Source organism: Tolypothrix sp. FACHB-123 (assembly GCF_014697075.1).
Classification (GTDB): domain Bacteria; phylum Cyanobacteriota; class Cyanobacteriia; order Cyanobacteriales; family Nostocaceae; genus Aulosira.
The window spans coordinates 1-16,066 of record NZ_JACJRE010000034.1 but is presented as its reverse complement, the minus strand read 5'-3'; the positions used below and the strand labels follow the sequence as shown (position 1 = coordinate 16,066).

Annotated in this window: 16 protein-coding genes; 12 read left to right on the top strand and 4 right to left on the bottom strand. The window is 39.1% G+C overall.

Features of this window, described 5'->3' with window-relative positions:
* Positions 1-264 precede the first annotated feature (264 nt).
* From H6G41_RS21075 to H6G41_RS21045, 7 genes are all read left to right on the top strand, one after another.
* A complete protein-coding gene (locus tag H6G41_RS21075) occupies positions 265-552 on the top strand; it encodes a Mo-dependent nitrogenase C-terminal domain-containing protein (RefSeq protein ID WP_190748278.1) in 288 nt (95 codons plus the stop codon).
* Between the two features lie 189 nt (positions 553-741).
* Entirely contained in the window at positions 742-1,416 is a 675-nt protein-coding gene (locus H6G41_RS21070; RefSeq protein WP_190748276.1) for a response regulator transcription factor, read from the top strand.
* 316 nt (positions 1,417-1,732) lie between these two features.
* The gene (arsM, locus tag H6G41_RS21065) at positions 1,733-2,701 is read left to right on the top strand and encodes an arsenosugar biosynthesis arsenite methyltransferase ArsM (protein ID WP_190748274.1); all 969 of its coding nucleotides are present in this window, start codon (positions 1,733-1,735) and stop codon (positions 2,699-2,701) included.
* A gap of 155 nt (positions 2,702-2,856) precedes the next feature.
* Positions 2,857-3,864 (top strand): arsenosugar biosynthesis radical SAM (seleno)protein ArsS, encoded by a 1,008-nt coding sequence (arsS, locus tag H6G41_RS21060; protein ID WP_190748272.1) that lies wholly within the window; start codon positions 2,857-2,859, stop codon positions 3,862-3,864.
* A 641-nt stretch (positions 3,865-4,505) separates the two neighbouring features.
* Entirely contained in the window at positions 4,506-4,877 is a 372-nt protein-coding gene (locus tag H6G41_RS21055; RefSeq protein WP_190748372.1) for a four-helix bundle copper-binding protein, read from the top strand.
* Between the two features lie 88 nt (positions 4,878-4,965).
* Positions 4,966-5,766: a hypothetical protein gene (locus H6G41_RS21050; RefSeq protein WP_190540479.1), complete on the top strand. Its 801-nt coding sequence runs from the start codon at positions 4,966-4,968 to the stop codon at positions 5,764-5,766.
* A 71-nt stretch (positions 5,767-5,837) separates the two neighbouring features.
* Positions 5,838-6,293, top strand: a complete 456-nt coding sequence (locus H6G41_RS21045) for a hypothetical protein (protein WP_190748270.1) — start codon at positions 5,838-5,840, stop codon at positions 6,291-6,293.
* 530 nt (positions 6,294-6,823) lie between these two features.
* Here H6G41_RS21045 and H6G41_RS21040 read toward each other — a convergent pair.
* Entirely contained in the window at positions 6,824-10,603 is a 3,780-nt protein-coding gene (locus tag H6G41_RS21040) for a tetratricopeptide repeat protein (RefSeq protein ID WP_190748269.1), read from the bottom strand.
* On the opposite strand from H6G41_RS21040, the gene H6G41_RS35830 reads away from it, so the two are divergent.
* The 5 genes from H6G41_RS35830 to H6G41_RS21020 all read left to right on the top strand — a co-directional run bounded on the left by H6G41_RS35830 (position 10,597) and on the right by H6G41_RS21020 (position 14,527).
* Positions 10,597-10,728 (top strand): hypothetical protein, encoded by a 132-nt coding sequence (locus H6G41_RS35830; protein ID WP_277878169.1) that lies wholly within the window; start codon positions 10,597-10,599, stop codon positions 10,726-10,728. The two genes, H6G41_RS21040 and H6G41_RS35830, sit on opposite strands and share 7 nt — an antisense overlap.
* 153 nt (positions 10,729-10,881) lie before the next feature.
* Positions 10,882-11,622 carry a prolipoprotein diacylglyceryl transferase gene (locus H6G41_RS21035; protein ID WP_190748370.1) on the top strand — a complete coding sequence of 247 codons (741 nt, stop codon included), beginning with the start codon at positions 10,882-10,884 and terminating at the stop codon, positions 11,620-11,622.
* Between the two features lie 231 nt (positions 11,623-11,853).
* Entirely contained in the window at positions 11,854-13,272 is a 1,419-nt protein-coding gene (locus tag H6G41_RS21030) for a radical SAM protein (RefSeq protein WP_190748267.1), read from the top strand.
* Between the two features lie 36 nt (positions 13,273-13,308).
* The gene (locus H6G41_RS21025) at positions 13,309-13,629 is read left to right on the top strand and encodes a hypothetical protein (protein WP_190748265.1); all 321 of its coding nucleotides are present in this window, start codon (positions 13,309-13,311) and stop codon (positions 13,627-13,629) included.
* Between the two features lie 208 nt (positions 13,630-13,837).
* The gene (locus H6G41_RS21020) at positions 13,838-14,527 is read left to right on the top strand and encodes a hypothetical protein (RefSeq protein ID WP_190748263.1); all 690 of its coding nucleotides are present in this window, start codon (positions 13,838-13,840) and stop codon (positions 14,525-14,527) included.
* A gap of 142 nt (positions 14,528-14,669) precedes the next feature.
* Here H6G41_RS21020 and H6G41_RS21015 read toward each other — a convergent pair whose 3' ends face one another.
* The 3 genes from H6G41_RS21015 to H6G41_RS21005 all read right to left on the bottom strand — a co-directional run bounded on the left by H6G41_RS21015 (position 14,670) and on the right by H6G41_RS21005 (position 15,880).
* Positions 14,670-15,224 carry an acireductone dioxygenase gene (locus tag H6G41_RS21015; protein WP_190632924.1) on the bottom strand — a complete coding sequence of 185 codons (555 nt, stop codon included), beginning with the start codon at positions 15,222-15,224 and terminating at the stop codon, positions 14,670-14,672.
* A gap of 51 nt (positions 15,225-15,275) precedes the next feature.
* The gene (locus H6G41_RS21010; RefSeq protein WP_190748261.1) at positions 15,276-15,440 is read right to left on the bottom strand and encodes a hypothetical protein; all 165 of its coding nucleotides are present in this window, start codon (positions 15,438-15,440) and stop codon (positions 15,276-15,278) included.
* A 194-nt stretch (positions 15,441-15,634) separates the two neighbouring features.
* The gene (locus H6G41_RS21005; RefSeq protein WP_190748259.1) at positions 15,635-15,880 is read right to left on the bottom strand and encodes a hypothetical protein; all 246 of its coding nucleotides are present in this window, start codon (positions 15,878-15,880) and stop codon (positions 15,635-15,637) included.
* Positions 15,881-16,066: the final 186 nt, after the last annotated feature.

Here is a 16,066-nt window from a genome sequence, read left to right as displayed (position 1 = left end):
AACCTACTGAAAAATCGCCAACTTGGCGTGGCAATTTTATCTTGAGACGTTAGGATAATAGCGGCAAGAGACAAATTATCCGGAATACAGCTACTTAAGTGCGTAGTTAGATTTGTCTCAAACAGCAAAATACACCCAGCAAATCATTAACGAAAACTGCAAAGTGCGTGCATAAGTGTCAACTATCTAAACCTATAGATTTCTGGGGATGTAAATCTAAGAACTAAGCGAACTTTGCAATTATAAATTATTAGGAGAAAAATTATGTCATGCTTTACTCAAATTCTCGTCCATCACGACTTACTCTATCCAGTACGTGAATGGTTAGAAACTATAGAAATTCATAACCGCAAACTAGCGCATTTCTTGTGCAAAGCCATTCCTGCTCAATGTCCTTTTGAAAGAGACATTACACTTTTCGGTCGCAAGTTAGTTCACATTCCGCCGATGTGTAAGTTAAATCCGCTTTATGAACAAGTGGTAACTTTGCGTTTTAAAGCTCTCTGTTATCTTGCGGATGAGTGTGGTGAAGATATAGGAGTATACTGCTAAATGATGATGATTTTGTGATGTAGCAGTCATCAGTAACCGCAGATTTACGGTTGTTACGTACTTTGAACTATACTAAGCTGACGGAGTACTAATTAGATGTCTAACTATATATAAGAGTTAGTACCTCTCTAAAATAGCCGAATTTCAATCTGTGCTAACCGTATCCTGCTGAAATTAACAACATCATCTATGACGCACATCTTACTGGTTGAAGATGAAGTCAAACTAGCTCGATTTTTAGAATTAGAACTAAATTATGAGGGTTATCAAGTCAGTGTTGCTTACGATGGATTAACCGCCATTACCGCAGCGCAGAAGTTACATCCTGATTTAGTAATTTTAGACTGGATGTTAAAAGGGTTATCGGGGTACGAAACGTGCCATCGCCTGCGCAGTATTAACGAGCAAGTACCGATAATTTTATTAACTGTTAAGGATGAAACAAGCGATCGCATTGTTGGTTTAGATGCTGATGCTGACGATCGTATAGTTAAACCCTTTTGTATCGAAGAGTTAGTTGTCATAATCCGTACCCATCTGCGAAGAACTCAGCGAACAAACGCCGCAGATATCTTAGAATTTGAAGACTTGAGTTTAAATCGTCTGACGCGCAAAGTATATCGAGGCCAGCGGTTAATTGATTTAACCGAACAGGAATTTGATTTACTGGAATATTTACTGATACATCCCCGCGAGATCATTACAAGCGATCGCATTTTAGAAGAAGTCTGGAGTCATAACTTTATCGCTGACCCTCAGATCATTGAAATGTCTATTCGCTACCTACGTCAAAAACTCGAAGCTAATAACGAAAAGCCTCTACTACAAACTGTACATGGTATCGGCTACGTTTTACATAACTAATTCTCACCACCACTAATCCCCTAAACTCCATTTTGTATGGGTGTTTGGGGGATTATTATTTGTCGATAAATCCTAAGTAATTATACATCTCCTGCTTGCAATTAAACTGCACAAATAATACCAATTTGGAACCAGAAGGCGACAGATGGTAGGGCAAGGCACTGCCGTAACCTCTAGAATATATTGATGTGTCGCCAACATTATTTAAATCGGTAAGAGAAGTCCCTAAAGGCTGATTAGCTGATTCTCATCTCAGACTAATACAATTGAAAGTTAATTGTATTAGGATGCGTAAAGTTGACTCTACGCGATCGCAATGACCTATTTAGAAACAGCAGCAGAATTCTACCGTGAAGTTGCACAAACACCACAAGTGGGACTTTGTTGTGTCCAAAGTACACCCCTGCAACTACCAGGATTGAAAGTACCTTTGGCGATGCAGGAAATGAACTATGGTTGTGGTACCACTGTTCACCCAACTGAATTAGCTAATCAACCCACCGTCTTGTATGTTGGCGTGGGTGGTGGCTTAGAAGCCTTACAATTTGCTTATTTTTCTCGTCGTCCTGGTGCTGTAATTGCAGTGGAACCAGTGGAAGCCATGCGAGAAGCAGCTACACGCAATTTAGAAATCGCTGCTCAAGAAAATCCCTGGTTTGATCCCAGTTTTGTCCAAATTTACCCAGGTGACGCCTTTAACTTACCCGTTGCTGATGCGGCTGTAGATGTTGTAGCGCAAAACTGTCTTTTCAACATCTTTCAACCAGAAGATTTAACCCGCGCTTTAAAAGAAGCATATCGCGTTTTAAAACCAGGCGGACGTTTACAGATGAGCGATCCCATCGCTACTCGTCCCATACCCCTACATCTACAACAAGATGAACGCCTCAGAGCCATGTGCTTATCAGGCGCACTCACATATCAAGATTATACACAATTGATTGTTAATGCTGGCTTTGGTCAAGTAGAAATTCGTGCCCGTCGTCCTTACCGATTACTAGATACTTTAACTTATAACCTAGATGAAAATTTACTTTTAGAAAGTCTAGATTCTGTATCTTTTAAAGTTGCCATACCCGCAGATGGAGCCTGTATTTTTACTGGTAAAACTGCAATTTATGCAGGTACAGAACCATTATTTGATGATGCAGCCGGACATTTATTACAGCGTGGTATTCCCGCAGCCGTGTGCGATAAAACTGCCGCTAAACTTGCAGCTTTAAAGCCAACAGAAATCATAATTACTGATTCAACATGGCATTATGACGGTGGTGGTTGCTGCTAATTTTTAACCACAAATTACTATCTATATTAGTAGGGTGCGTTATGCCAACAGCTAACGCACCACCTGAATATTTTGGTGCGTTGCGCTGTGCGACAACACACCCGACGAATAATCTACAAATAATCAGAATAAATCTTGTTAAAGACAAAATAAAAATGCAGACTCAATCGTTACATTCCCAAAATATAAAAATAACCCCATTTCAACAAAAACTCAGTCAACCGTTAACTAAAACTGCCATATCTGTATTACAAATTAATTTAGGAAAACGCTGTAATCTAGCCTGCACACACTGTCATGTAGAAGCTAGTCCAAAACGCACAGAAGAATTATCTCCAGAAATTTGCGAACAATTAATCGAGTTAATTTATAAATTTCCCGAAATTCAAATTGTTGATTTAACTGGTGGTGCGCCAGAAATGAATTATGGCTTTAAGCCATTAGTAGCCGCCGCCAAAAAAACTGGAAAGCAAGTAATTGTCCGTTCTAATTTGACTATTTATTTTGCTGATGGATTTGGCGATTTACCCGAATACTTTGCGGAAAATAAATTAAGAATAGTCGCTTCCTTACCTTGTTACCTAGCAGATAATGTAGATAAAATGCGCGGTTCTGGTGTTTTTGATGATTCTATTAAAGCTTTGCAGTGGCTAAATCGTCTTGGCTATGGAAAAGAATCAGATTTAATTTTGGATTTAGTTTATAATCCTCAATTGCCAAAATCAGAAAAATTCTCTTTAGCTCCCGAACAAACAAACCTAGAGAAAGCTTACAAAATGTTCTTGCAAGAACATTTTGGTATAGTATTTAATAACCTCTTCACCATCACCAATCTACCAGTCGGTAGAACAAAAATGTATTTAGAACGGCAGAAATTATATGCTAGCTATTTGCAGTTTTTAGAATCTAACTTTAATGCTGGCACAGTTGAGAATTTAATGTGTCGCAATCAATTATCGATTGACTACTTAGGTAACGTTTATGATTGCGACTTTAACCAAATGATGAATTTACCAGCAAAAAGCCATAATGGTGAAACTTTGACAATTGCTAGCTTGTTAGCGGCTGGTAGTTTAGACTTGATTGATGAGATTCAAACCGCAGCTTATTGCTATGGTTGTACAGCTGGCTGTGGTTCTAGTTGCGGTGGTGCTTTAGTCTAAATTTTAATTGATTTTCAATTTGCTTATTTGCTAGCACCACATTTACATGTCATCAAAGGATAATTTTGTTACAAACCTGTTAAGCTTCCAATCCCTAAAGTGATATGGGTTTATCATGGCATTAATTAAGTCTCCTCACACCACACCAAAGCCGTGGACTATTGTTAGTCTCACGGTTTTTATTTTAGGGGCTAGGGATTAGGGGCTAGGGGCTAGAAAGAATAAAAGAAGATAAAGGTACGTCAATAATATACAATGCCCAATGCCCAATGCCCAATGCCCAATGCCCAACTCACAACTTTTTATAGATATTTGTTAAAAGAAACTGACATAAATATATCTTTAGGCTTAAGCCGATTAGCGATCGCATATTAACAAATTTAGTGATTTGCGAAAACTCCGATTCTTTACGAGAGTATCCAGCGCCTTATCTGTAACAATTCTCATGTAATTACCAAGATAAATAACACTAAACTATGTGGAATTAATCGAAATTAGCGGTAAGCATATCGAGATAGTGACCATATAAATACCCTCGTAAAAACACTATTGACTCTCTAAAAATCTCAGTCTAAATTGATAGTTAAGTCCTCCACAGGACGAGTCAAAAAAGCATCAGCTAGTTAGGAGGTTTTCCTATGATGATGATGATGATGAACGAATCCATGACAACTGAAATGCAAACTTGCATGGACGCTTGCATGGAATGTCACAAGATGTGTATGGAAACCATGACTCACTGCATGTCTATGTCTAAAGGCAAGCAGATGGACATGAAAATGATGAGCATGATGAGCATGATGCGCGACTGCGCGGAAATGTGCATGATGTGCATGAACATGATGATGAGTGGTTCCGAATTCATGGGACGTACTTGTATGCTATGTGCAGAAATGTGCGATCGCTGTGCAATGGCTTGTGACGAAATGGGCGGTGATAAAATGATGGAATGTGCCGCAGCTTGCCGCAAATGTGCAGAAACTTGCCGTATGATGCAAATGATGCCTGCTTAAATTCCATAACCAGCAGAAGTTTCTCTGCAACCTAATATTCAAGCGCTCAGGCTCAACAAGTCTGGGCGCTTGAAGTATATTTATAAGGATGAAGCACCTTAAATCCCGTTCTCAAGATTTGCGGAGTTTATTTGAGAACAACATCACGATTGAATACGTAGCAGAACCCCTCAAAGCAGTGTCGGCGGAAGCTGAGGTAACAGAGGTGCTGCAATGGATGCAAGCACGCGACTTTGATGTCGTTGGTGTTGAGTCAGGTGATACCATTACTGGCTATGTAGAACGCGCCAACTTACACAAAGCAACATCGGGAAAAGTATGCAGCGATTATCAGCGCGTATTTCATCCCAGAGAACTCATCGCTATTTCTACCCCACTGATGAAACTGCTACCAATTCTGCAACAAACTCCCCGATTATTTGTGCTGGATTGCAATCAAGTAACGGGAATTGTTACCTGTGGCGATTTGCAAAAAGCACCTGCAAGAATGTTGTTATTTGGCTTAGTCACGCTGTTAGAAATGAATTTGCTGCGACTGGTGCGGCTTTATTATGTAGATAATAGTTGGCAGAAAGTTTTAAAACCAGAACGTTTACAAGTCGCACAAAGATTGTGGCGCGAAAGCCAAGAAAGAAATGAAGCCACAGATTTATTAGATTATCTGCAATTTTGCGATAAGCGCGAGTTAGTTTTAAATCAACCAGAATTGCTAGAACAATTAGGATTAAAATCTAAGCGATTTGGCGAAAGGTTTTTGAAATCAGCCGAACAGCTACGCAACCGATTAGCACATGCGCAAAATTTAGTTAGCGGCTCCTCTTGGACAGATTTAATTTCTTTAGCTGAAGCGATGGAAAAATTATTGATTCTGTGTGAAGAAATTGAATGATCATGATATGACATTGTACAGACGCGATTAATCGCGTCTCTGACAAATGACTATGACAACCCAGAATAACTATGGATACTCAACTAACAAATAATGAAATTAATGTAACACGGGAGTTATTGGCAGATTACGCTCCCGGAAAGCACGCATTAGATATTTTAGAAAAACACAATGGTAATTATGATTCTTCTTTCCATGAATTGTGGGTAGAAAAAAATGGGATGCTAGTAATGCCTGAAGGTAAATCACTTTGGCAGACGACGCTGAAAGTATTGCGTCAAGAACTTTGCGGTGATGATGGCTTTCGCGGACAACTTAAAGAATATACTAAAAATCAGGGAAGTGCGCCTTTGCTGACAGGGTTGATTGTCTCCCTAGTGGGTGTAGCATCCGCGCATGGCTTACCCCTTGATCCTGCCATTGCAACTGTGATTGTTTTATATATTCTGAAAATTGGACTCAATATATTTTGCGACTACACCGAACCACCGGCTGGTAATTCTGGCACTCTCCCGCCAGCAAACTAAATACTAAGGGAACTCCAAGAAATAAATTATGCGACTCGTAGGGGCACGGCATCCACAAACTTTCGGTAATAGCAATATTTTATCGGTGCCGTGCCCCTACTACTGAATCATATTGACCGATAAGAGATAATGAGTCTACATTTGCCATCAACATCCTGCCATTTGTGGCAAACGTCGTCATGTTTTTGATGAATCAGACAATTTTTATCACCAACATCACGACATTTGTGACTAACATCGTCATGTTTTTGATAAATGAAACGATATTTATTACAAATATTGTGATATCCATAATAAACATCGCAATATTTACGAAAAAACCTTGATGTTTTCTATGGATGAAGCATTATTCATAATAAACATTGCAATATTTACGAAAAAACCTTGATGTTTTCTATGGATGAAGCATTATTCATAATAAACATTGCAATATTTACGAAAAAATCGTGATGTTTTCTATGGATGAGACAATCTTTATAACAAACATTACGATATTTACGACAAAAGTCGGTTTTACATCGCTTTCTTAATTACGAATCACGATTTTCATCAAAACTCTGCCTCACTTCTTCAACCGACACGCCAAAAATCTCGGACACGGCTGCTAATAAACTCTCATCCTGAGTAACTTGGTAGAAACGGGCAAGATTACGAAGACAAATTCCTAAACTATGCTCATCATTAAACTCGACAAAAATCTGTAAAGCTTGCAGATAATTCGCTTTACCTGACTCCAGTTCCCCTAATTTTTCTGCAAGTTTACTAAGATTAAAATAGGTTTTGGCACAATTATAGCGATCGCCATATTCGATAAAAATATCCAAACCCTGTTGATAATTGCGCCTAGCTTCGGCAAATTCCCGCAATTCTTGGGCAACATATCCCAACTGGTGGTAGGTGCTGGCACAATTATAGCGATCACCATATTCGATAAAAATCTCTAAAGCCTGTTGATAATTGCGTCTTGCTTGTTCATATTCTCGCACATCTTCGGCAACCATTCCCAACTGGTGGTAAGTAATGGCACAATTATAGCGTTCGCTAAATTCGATAAAAATATCTAAAGCTGATTGATAATTGCACCTTGCTTCTTCAAATTCTCCTAATTCTTGGGCAATAATTCCCAACTGGTGGTAAGTGAGCGCACAAGAATAATGATCTCCAAATTCAATTTTAATATCCAAAGCTGATTGATAATTGTGCCTTGCTTCTTCAAATTCACCCAATTTTTGGGTAACAATTCCTAAATTGTGATGTGTGCGGGCACACTCATAGTGATCGCCATATTCTATAAAAATATCCAAAGCTTGTTGATAATTGTGTCTTGCTTGTTCCCATTCACGCAATTCTTCGGCAACAATTCCCAACTGTCCGTAGGTGCGAGCACATTCATAGCGCTCATCATATTCGATGTTAATATCCAAAGCCTGTTGATAATTGCGCCTTGCTTGTTCCCATTCACGCAATTCTTCGGCAACTCTTCCCAACTGGTGGTAGGTGACAGCCTGCCAAAGTTGTTTGTGACTTTCTTCTTCACTTTCTAACGCATCATTAATTTCCAAAGTTTTTTCATAAGTCTTTCTAGCTTGTTCGTACTGCTTGGCTTCCAGTTGACAGCTACCCAATCTGTCAATTGCAAATGCTATTTGATAACCTAATTCAGCTTTGATAAATTCTGGGGGATAATTCTCTAAATGTTGACAAACTGTTTCTGCCAACTTCAGGTTACTTTGGTTATCCCTAATTAACTCAAAGTATTTATATAAACAAAAATATATGCTGATACTTTCTTGCTTCTCTAAACAAATCTGCAACGCATTATAGAGATTTTCATATTCCAACCTACAGAAGAATATTCCCAATTGCCTTTCTTGAGCATCTTTGGAATTCATAAAATGGTGATAGTGACCTGCCAAACCTTGATAGTGATTTTTAAATCCCTCACGCAAAGCTGTACGAGTTGCTTCGTCTATAGTCTCTAACTTAGTCTTCAAAAAATAGGGAAAAATAGGTTGAATCGTCAACAAGCTCGAATCTTCATTAATTGGTGACAGCAAACCCCAGTTAATCGCCTCTTGAATTGCATCGCTGAATTTGTCAAAGGGATAATCTTTTAATGGCTCAAAGCTTTGTAATTTCTCGATATACTTGGGAATACAAGGAGCTAAAATAAACTTACTAAACTCAGCTAAACACAACAGCAATTTTTGCGCTTCTGGCGATAAATTACTGTGAGAATATTCTACACACTGCAAAATACTTTTGGTTTTATCTGCACTCCCCGTATCTAAATCCACATCTCCAGCTTGCAACCCCTGCAAAATTTCCTGTGGTGATTGCTTTCGCAAATTTGCTAACACAACTTGCATCGCCAAGGGATATCCTGCTAACAAATTCATCAACTTCTGAAAATCACCATCTTGGCGAATATTAGCAATCTTGTTGTGGGGTACATTCCGTTCTAAAATTTTCTCTGCTAATTCTGTCCTGGCTTCTTTATCTAAGCCTTGCAATTCATAAATATTTTGTTTAAATGTCGTAGCTTGCAACCAATCTTCCCGACTGCGAGAACCTAAAACAACCTTAGTATTCCCACCTAACAAACGCCCTAAAAAATCGCGGATTTGCTGACGTTCTATCTCTGGTAAAGTATTTTGAATTGCTAGTTGTTGCCCTGTCACAGATTCTAAATTATCTAAAATCAAAGCGTAAGATTCAGCCCGCAGTTTTGCGACTAATTTTTGTACCTGCGCCGCCTGACTCATGGCTTGAAATTGAGCTTGTTCAAATCTGCCATATACCTGCTTACCAATTTCAAACAAAATTTGTGTGATTGTCCACGCTTTTTCGTCATAGCCAAAATAAAAGACATTCTTCACAAAACTTGTCCGTTGCCACCATTCCCGCAGATAATTTAACAGAGTAGTTTTGCCTGTTCCCCCCATTCCCTGCAACAGTAAAATATTCTGTCTGAGTACAGCTTTCTCAATTTTGAGAATCTCTAAATCCCGCCCGACAAAACCATATTCTGGCAAGGGGAACCGATACTGACTGCCAAAAGTTTCCCAATATTTTTCTTCTTCTTCTGGTGTAAAGGAGCGTAAATTAAAATTCACTGTCTGATTGCAATACACCACAGGTAGCAACCAATCTTCTAAATCAATCGACTTATTAAAATAAGCTTTGCGTGATTTATTATTAAACAATTCCCGCCGACTCAAGCGAATCGCTTCAGTGATGGGTTGGTTATTAAATAAATGGCGATAAAGTTGTTCCATCATCAACTTAGCCGCCGACACGGTGACAGAATAGCCCATCGCCACTACCATCTGCATTCCCGCCGTCATTAACCGACTTCCTAAGCTGGTTTCCCGGATATCTTCGTCGGGTGTGGAGTTCTTCACCTGCTTCCCTGACTGACAAGCATTGAGAATACAAACGGGAATTCCCTTCCCTGTGAGTAAATCGGCTAACTCCTGCGCTTCGACTAAATCAACTTTTCCCTGAGTCTCGCCCTCAAAGGCTAAAAACGCCCTCAATCCGGCAAATTTCTGCCAATCACTCCGCCCATAGCGCCCTTGATATAAATAGCGTCCGGGTTTGCTTGGTTGTTGTATTTGTTCATAAGTCATCAGCGCCCCATGACAATCTAAATGGATGACATGGTAATATCCCGCGCCTTTGGTTTCCAAATGCTGCGATAAAGCTTGGTAAGTTCCGGGGCGCAGTAATTCTACATTCACCCGCAAGTGGCTATTTTCAATCAACTCCAGCAACGGGCGCGAAATTGTCCGATAACCTACGTCCTGTTCTTCATCTGGACGCGCTACCACTACCAATAAATTGATTGTGGGGGAAGTTTGCACTTCTGCATAGATGGGTGTTGGTTTGTTACTCTTGCGCACCATCACACAATTCACTGCTAGGGGATAAGGTAAATCTGGATCTCGCAACGCTTCCCAATGCAGTGCTTGAAATTCTGGTGTTGTACCAACAATTTCAATTTGTAATTGACTTAAATTACCCCGCAGCCGTTGATATTCGCCATAAGCATTAAAATCTACCCGAAAAACTTGCTGAAATAATTCTTCGCCATAAGTCTTAATACTAGCTGCTGCTGCTTCTGCTTTCACCGTATCCAGGAGGGGAAAAATCAACCATTCTTCAAAATACCACTCTAGGTCTTTTTCTACCTTGGATGTAAAGGGATCGGTGATTTTTACTAGATAATCTCCTCTACCATCAAAACTGAGAATGGCATTAAATCCCCCTTCTGTTGTCGATTCTTCGCGAATAGTGATAATTGGCATGGTGCAGTCTGCTTGATGCTAAAGGCGATCGCATAGTCATATACTACACAACAGATTTAGCGATCGCCTTTGGGTACTTTGTAGAACGATACCGTTCAGTTAAGGATAAATGTAGGTTGGGTTGAACGCAGTGAAACCCAACAAAGCGCCGAAAATGTTGGGTTTCGTCCCTCAACCCAACCTACGCCAAATCAGTTAACGCTAACTGAACCGTATTGCTTTATTTATGTTTAACTACTTATTAATACAACTTGAGACTTTATAAATTACAAATTATGTTGACTTTCCCTGTTTATATCGGGATAGGTTCGTTGCGAATTCATCCACATATTTTATTTGAATCTTTAGCTTATGCTACTGCTTTTCGTTTATTAATAAAGCGTGTCCGTAAAGATTCAATTACACCTAGTCAACGTACTTCTGTAATTGTTGGGGGGATGATAGGTGCTTTAATTGGTGCCAAAATGTTGGTTTGGCTGCAACATATTGATTTAATTTGGCAAAATCAACAGCAATTACTTTTACTCTTATTGCAAGGTAAAACAGTAGTCGGCGCACTTTTGGGGGGATTAATTGGCGTAGAAATTACCAAAAAAATTCTGGGAATTCATCAGTCTACAGGCGATGTATTTGTATTTCCCTTAATTCTCGGAACAGCCATCGGGAGAATTGGCTGCTTTCTCACCGGTTTGAGCGATCGCACTTATGGAATCGCCACCACATTACCTTGGGGTGTAGATTTTGGTGATGGCGTTCTGCGACATCCCACACAATTGTATGAAATCTTATTTTTATTATTGTTAATTATATTCTTAAGCTGGCGCAGCCGTTTTCAATATGAAAATGGCGAATTATTTAAATTTTATTTAATTTCTTACTTTGGCTTTCGTTTGCTGATAGATTTCATTAAACCGGATTTTCATCCCTTTTTTGGCTTGAGTGCGATTCAATTTGCTTGCTTACTCACTATTCTGTATTACCGCCGCAGCATTCCTCAGATGATTCAACTCAAAAACTAATTTGAAATTGCATTTACAGCAGTTTTCACCTATTTAAACCACATCTGTCGTAGGGGCACGGCACTGACAATCTTTTGGCACATAAAATAATTTTACTGGTGCCGTGCCCCTACAGTGTGGTCTATTTACAGGAAGATGCTGTAACTGACATATTGCAACATTTTTAATCAGCGTAAGGTGGGCATTGCCCTACCCTACAAAAACTGTCCTCTGCGTTATTAAAAAATTACCATGCCTACCCGCAATTATTTATTTTACGCCTTAACTAATAGTGTTTGCTCAAAATGTTTAGTTAAGGTAGAAGCCAAAATCATTTTTCAAGATGATTGTGTTTATTTAGTTAAACATTGTCCTACTCACGGAAAAGAAGAAGTTTTAATTGCTGATGATATTGAATATTATAAAAAATCTCTAGAATTTATTAAACCTGGAGATATGCCTCTCAAGTTTAATACGCCAATTAAATATGGTTGTCCTTATGATTGTGGACTTTGCCCCGATCACGAACAGCATAGTTGTTTAACATTAATTGAAGTCACAGATAAATGCAATCTTTCCTGCCCAATTTGTTATGCTGATTCTGGCGCAGAAGAAGTTTCCCCATTATCCCAGCAACCAAGACTGCATCGCAGTTTAGCACAAATTGAAAGTATGATTGATGCGGTAGTCGCTAATGAAGGCGAACCGCAGATAGTACAACTCAGTGGTGGCGAACCTACTACTCATCCTGAGTTTTTTCAAATCTTGGATATTATCAAAACCAAGCCGATTAAGCATTTAATGATCAATACCAATGGCGTGATGATTGCTAAGGATAAATCATTTTGCGATCGCTTGGGTCAATACATGCCCGGAATTGAGATATATTTACAATTTGATAGCTTTGAAGCCGCAGCTTTAAAAGAGTTACGCGGTGCAGATTTACGCCATATACGCGAACAAGCAATTGCTAATCTCAATGAATATAATATTTCGACTACATTAGTTGTCACCCTCAAGAAAGGGTTAAATGACAACGAAATCGGTAAAATCATCGAATATGCTTTACAGCAAAAATGTATCCGGGGTGTGACTTTTCAACCGATACAAGCAGCCGGAAGATTAGCAGGATTTAACCCCAAGCAAGACAGGTACACTTTAACAGAAGTTCGTCGCTCGATTTTAGAACAAAGTCCTTATTTTAAACCAGAAGATATTCTCCCAGTTCCCTGTCATCCTGATTGCTTGGCGATGGCTTACGCCTTGAAATTAAATGGTAAAGTTATCCCGCTAACTGGGTTAATTAATCCAGATGTTTTTGTAAAAATTATGCCTAATAGCGTACTTTATGAACAAAATGAAGAACTAAAGCAGCAAATTTTTCAATTATTTTCTACCAGCCATTCGCCTAATTCTGCTGCTTTATCACTCAAGCAGCTTTTATGTTGTTTACCCATGATAGCCGTACCTGAAGGTATTAATTACTCAAATGTTTTTCGAGTAATGATAGTTCAATTTCTCGACCCTTTTAACTTTGATGTTCGCTCAGTGAAGCGCTCTTGTATTCATATTGTACATCCAGATGGTAGGATAATTCCATTTGATACATTCAATATGTTTTATCGTGTAGGAAGTGCTGGATATCAGTTGGTTAATAACCGTACTGATTGAATTTGAGCGATCGGTGTCATCTATAGGGTTAAATTAATGTCTCAAAGAAATGAAATTTTCCAAATTTTATTAGGATTATTTCTGATAGTTGGCTTACATTCATTAGCAATACTGATCATATTTGGCTTGGGTTGGCTTTCTGGGCAAATATTTGGTTATAGTAATTATTATTATTTAGGTATATGGTTAGTTGGCGCTTGGGGATTTTTTATTTGGCAAATGTTATATGTAATTCCCGTTTGTATTTGGCTTAGAAGACAACAGCGCCTAGCAATGATGAAAGGGGTAATTATTGGTGCAGTAATTACGGCTTTATTAAATGGTAGTTGTTTTTTATTAATATTTAGTAATCGTTAATTAATGTTCAGTTAAGAGTGGAGCATCAGGCTGCTAGCGATAGGCTATAGGAATCATAATTTGATTTATGAAAAAAAATAAGAGATAATATTGAGGGAAATAGGGTATTTTAGGTGACTGTTTTTTAAGTCATAAAATAAAGTAAGAATAATAGCTGAAAAAAATGTTGTAGTATCTACAGATTTTTTGCTCCTAGTGGAGGTAAATTATGGTTTGGCAAGAAGTGATTGCAGGCAGCAAAGTTTGGGTTTATGAATATGTTGCCAACGGTTACAAAGCTAATGCGATCGCCATTCCGCTCAATGAAGATAATTTAGCGATTGTCAGTCCACCAACTAACGTGTTAGAAGCTGACTTTGCGGCAATCGATGCTAAAGGAGAGGTCACAGCACTGATTGCGCCTCATTCCGGACACGATCTTGGTCAAGTAGAATGGCAAACCCGTTATCCAAAGGCTATTTCCTACGCTCCTACTACTGCTTTAGATCAACTTCATCTCGTCGGGCGACCATTTATGCCACTATCACAACTTTCTGCGGCAAAAGTGGAATTTCGCGAAGTTCCGGGCACAAAAAAAGGAGGGACAATTGCTATTTCACGACAAGGTGAACGACCTGTAGTCTATCTCGATGAGTTAGTGACTAACTGGTCATCTCTACCAAACGCTTGGACAAAGCTGTTGTTTTGGTTAACGGGGAGTGCGCCTGGACTCAAGATAAATCGGTTATATCTGAACTTGCTTTGTTCAGATGTGAAGGCTGTAGCTCAAACTGTATTGGATGTGCTGATTGATGATCCGGCGATTGTGCCGGCACACGGAACCCCCTTAATTTATCCGGGTGATGCAGCACGAGTGCGATCGCTGGTAGATCCATTAGTACAATCAGCTATAGCTTAAGTTTTATTCTGCTTGTATCAGTTTTCGCAGAATTTTGCCATTGATCACAAATACAAGAGCCATTTTTTTTCATAGGATAGCTTGTATAGATTGTCTGATCGGGCTTCTAGTAATCGTCCTACCGGAAAGTAACAAAAGAAGGTTAACGCGGCTTGTTCATCGAGTCGCTTAACTGAGTTCCTGTGTAATTTGGTAACCAACCTTCTGCGGTGATAAAATAGCGTACTGCTTTAAAATTCAAGGATGCATTCGGACTACACCAATGTTCTACACCCGCAGGAATCACCAGATAATCTTGCGCTTGAACTAGTAACTGAATCTGACTACCATCTGGTTTGACAAAGCCAAAAATCATTTCTCCTGCTAAAACGTAGATAGGTTCAGCCGCAGTATGAGTATGATAACGGCTGTAAGTGGCTATTAATGTTTCGATATGTGGGGAACCTGGGTGTATATTCAGTAAGTCACACCAAAGATAGCCTGTTTCTTGCTGGAGAAATTCAAACACTCCATTATGTAGTTCTAAGATGTAGCGCTTCTCGGATTCGGTAACAACGTCTTGATCGATTAAGTGGGGAAAAAGTAGCGATGTTCCTGGATCGTAGTGTTTTAAGTGAATGCCCAAAGGAGACAATTCACGGACTATTTCGCTTAAATCGCTCTCAATTGTACCGTCATCCAGCAATAGGGTAGCCATAACAGAAACGCTAATTCACCATTAAGAAAAGTATACTTAATTTTTTTTTAATTAGCCATTATGCCGATAGGCAAACCGGAGTTGTTTATATGCATTCTCTGACATATAGCATCCTAGTACGGTGGTGAAAAATATCGGTTTTGGTTGTTGACGGTTGACGGTTGACTGTTGACTGTTGACGGTTGACTGTTGACGGTTGACTGTTGACCGCGCCAATTTTAGATTTTAGATTTTAGATTTTAGATTATTTCGGTTCATGCCCCGCCCCTTGTGGGTGGAACAAATCCAAAATCGTCAATTTAAAATCGCCAAGCTGCATCCCTTTATGGGTGTAGTCAATCCAAAATCGTAAATCCAAAATCCAAAATTGATTGACGGTTGACTGTTGACTGTTGACTGTTGACTATTGACTATTGATTGTATAAACCGAAAGATGACTTGGTTTTCCATTGATTATTGTTTCTTTCCAGATAGAGAATACTTGCATAATTTGGACTGGATGGACAATAGGCTGCTAATTGAATCAATGCTTGGGAAAAATCAACAGAAAATCCTGGCCGAGTTAACCAATAAAAATTAGCCCAGCGATAATTGTAGTCAGCGCACAATTGGTTAGCTTCTGCGTCAGAAATTAGGGTGACTTGAGGGACTTCCAAAGAATAAATTATTCCAAGAAAAACAAGAGACAGGTTTTCTCAAGAATGATAATCATTTTAAGGGGGAGAAAAGGGGTTGCCGAGAGCAACCCCTTTTCTCCCCCTCATCTATGCATGAAGAATCTATACACTTGTCGTCTGCTTTGAAGTTAAACAGTGTAAATAAGGGATGTTTTGTAGCTAAAT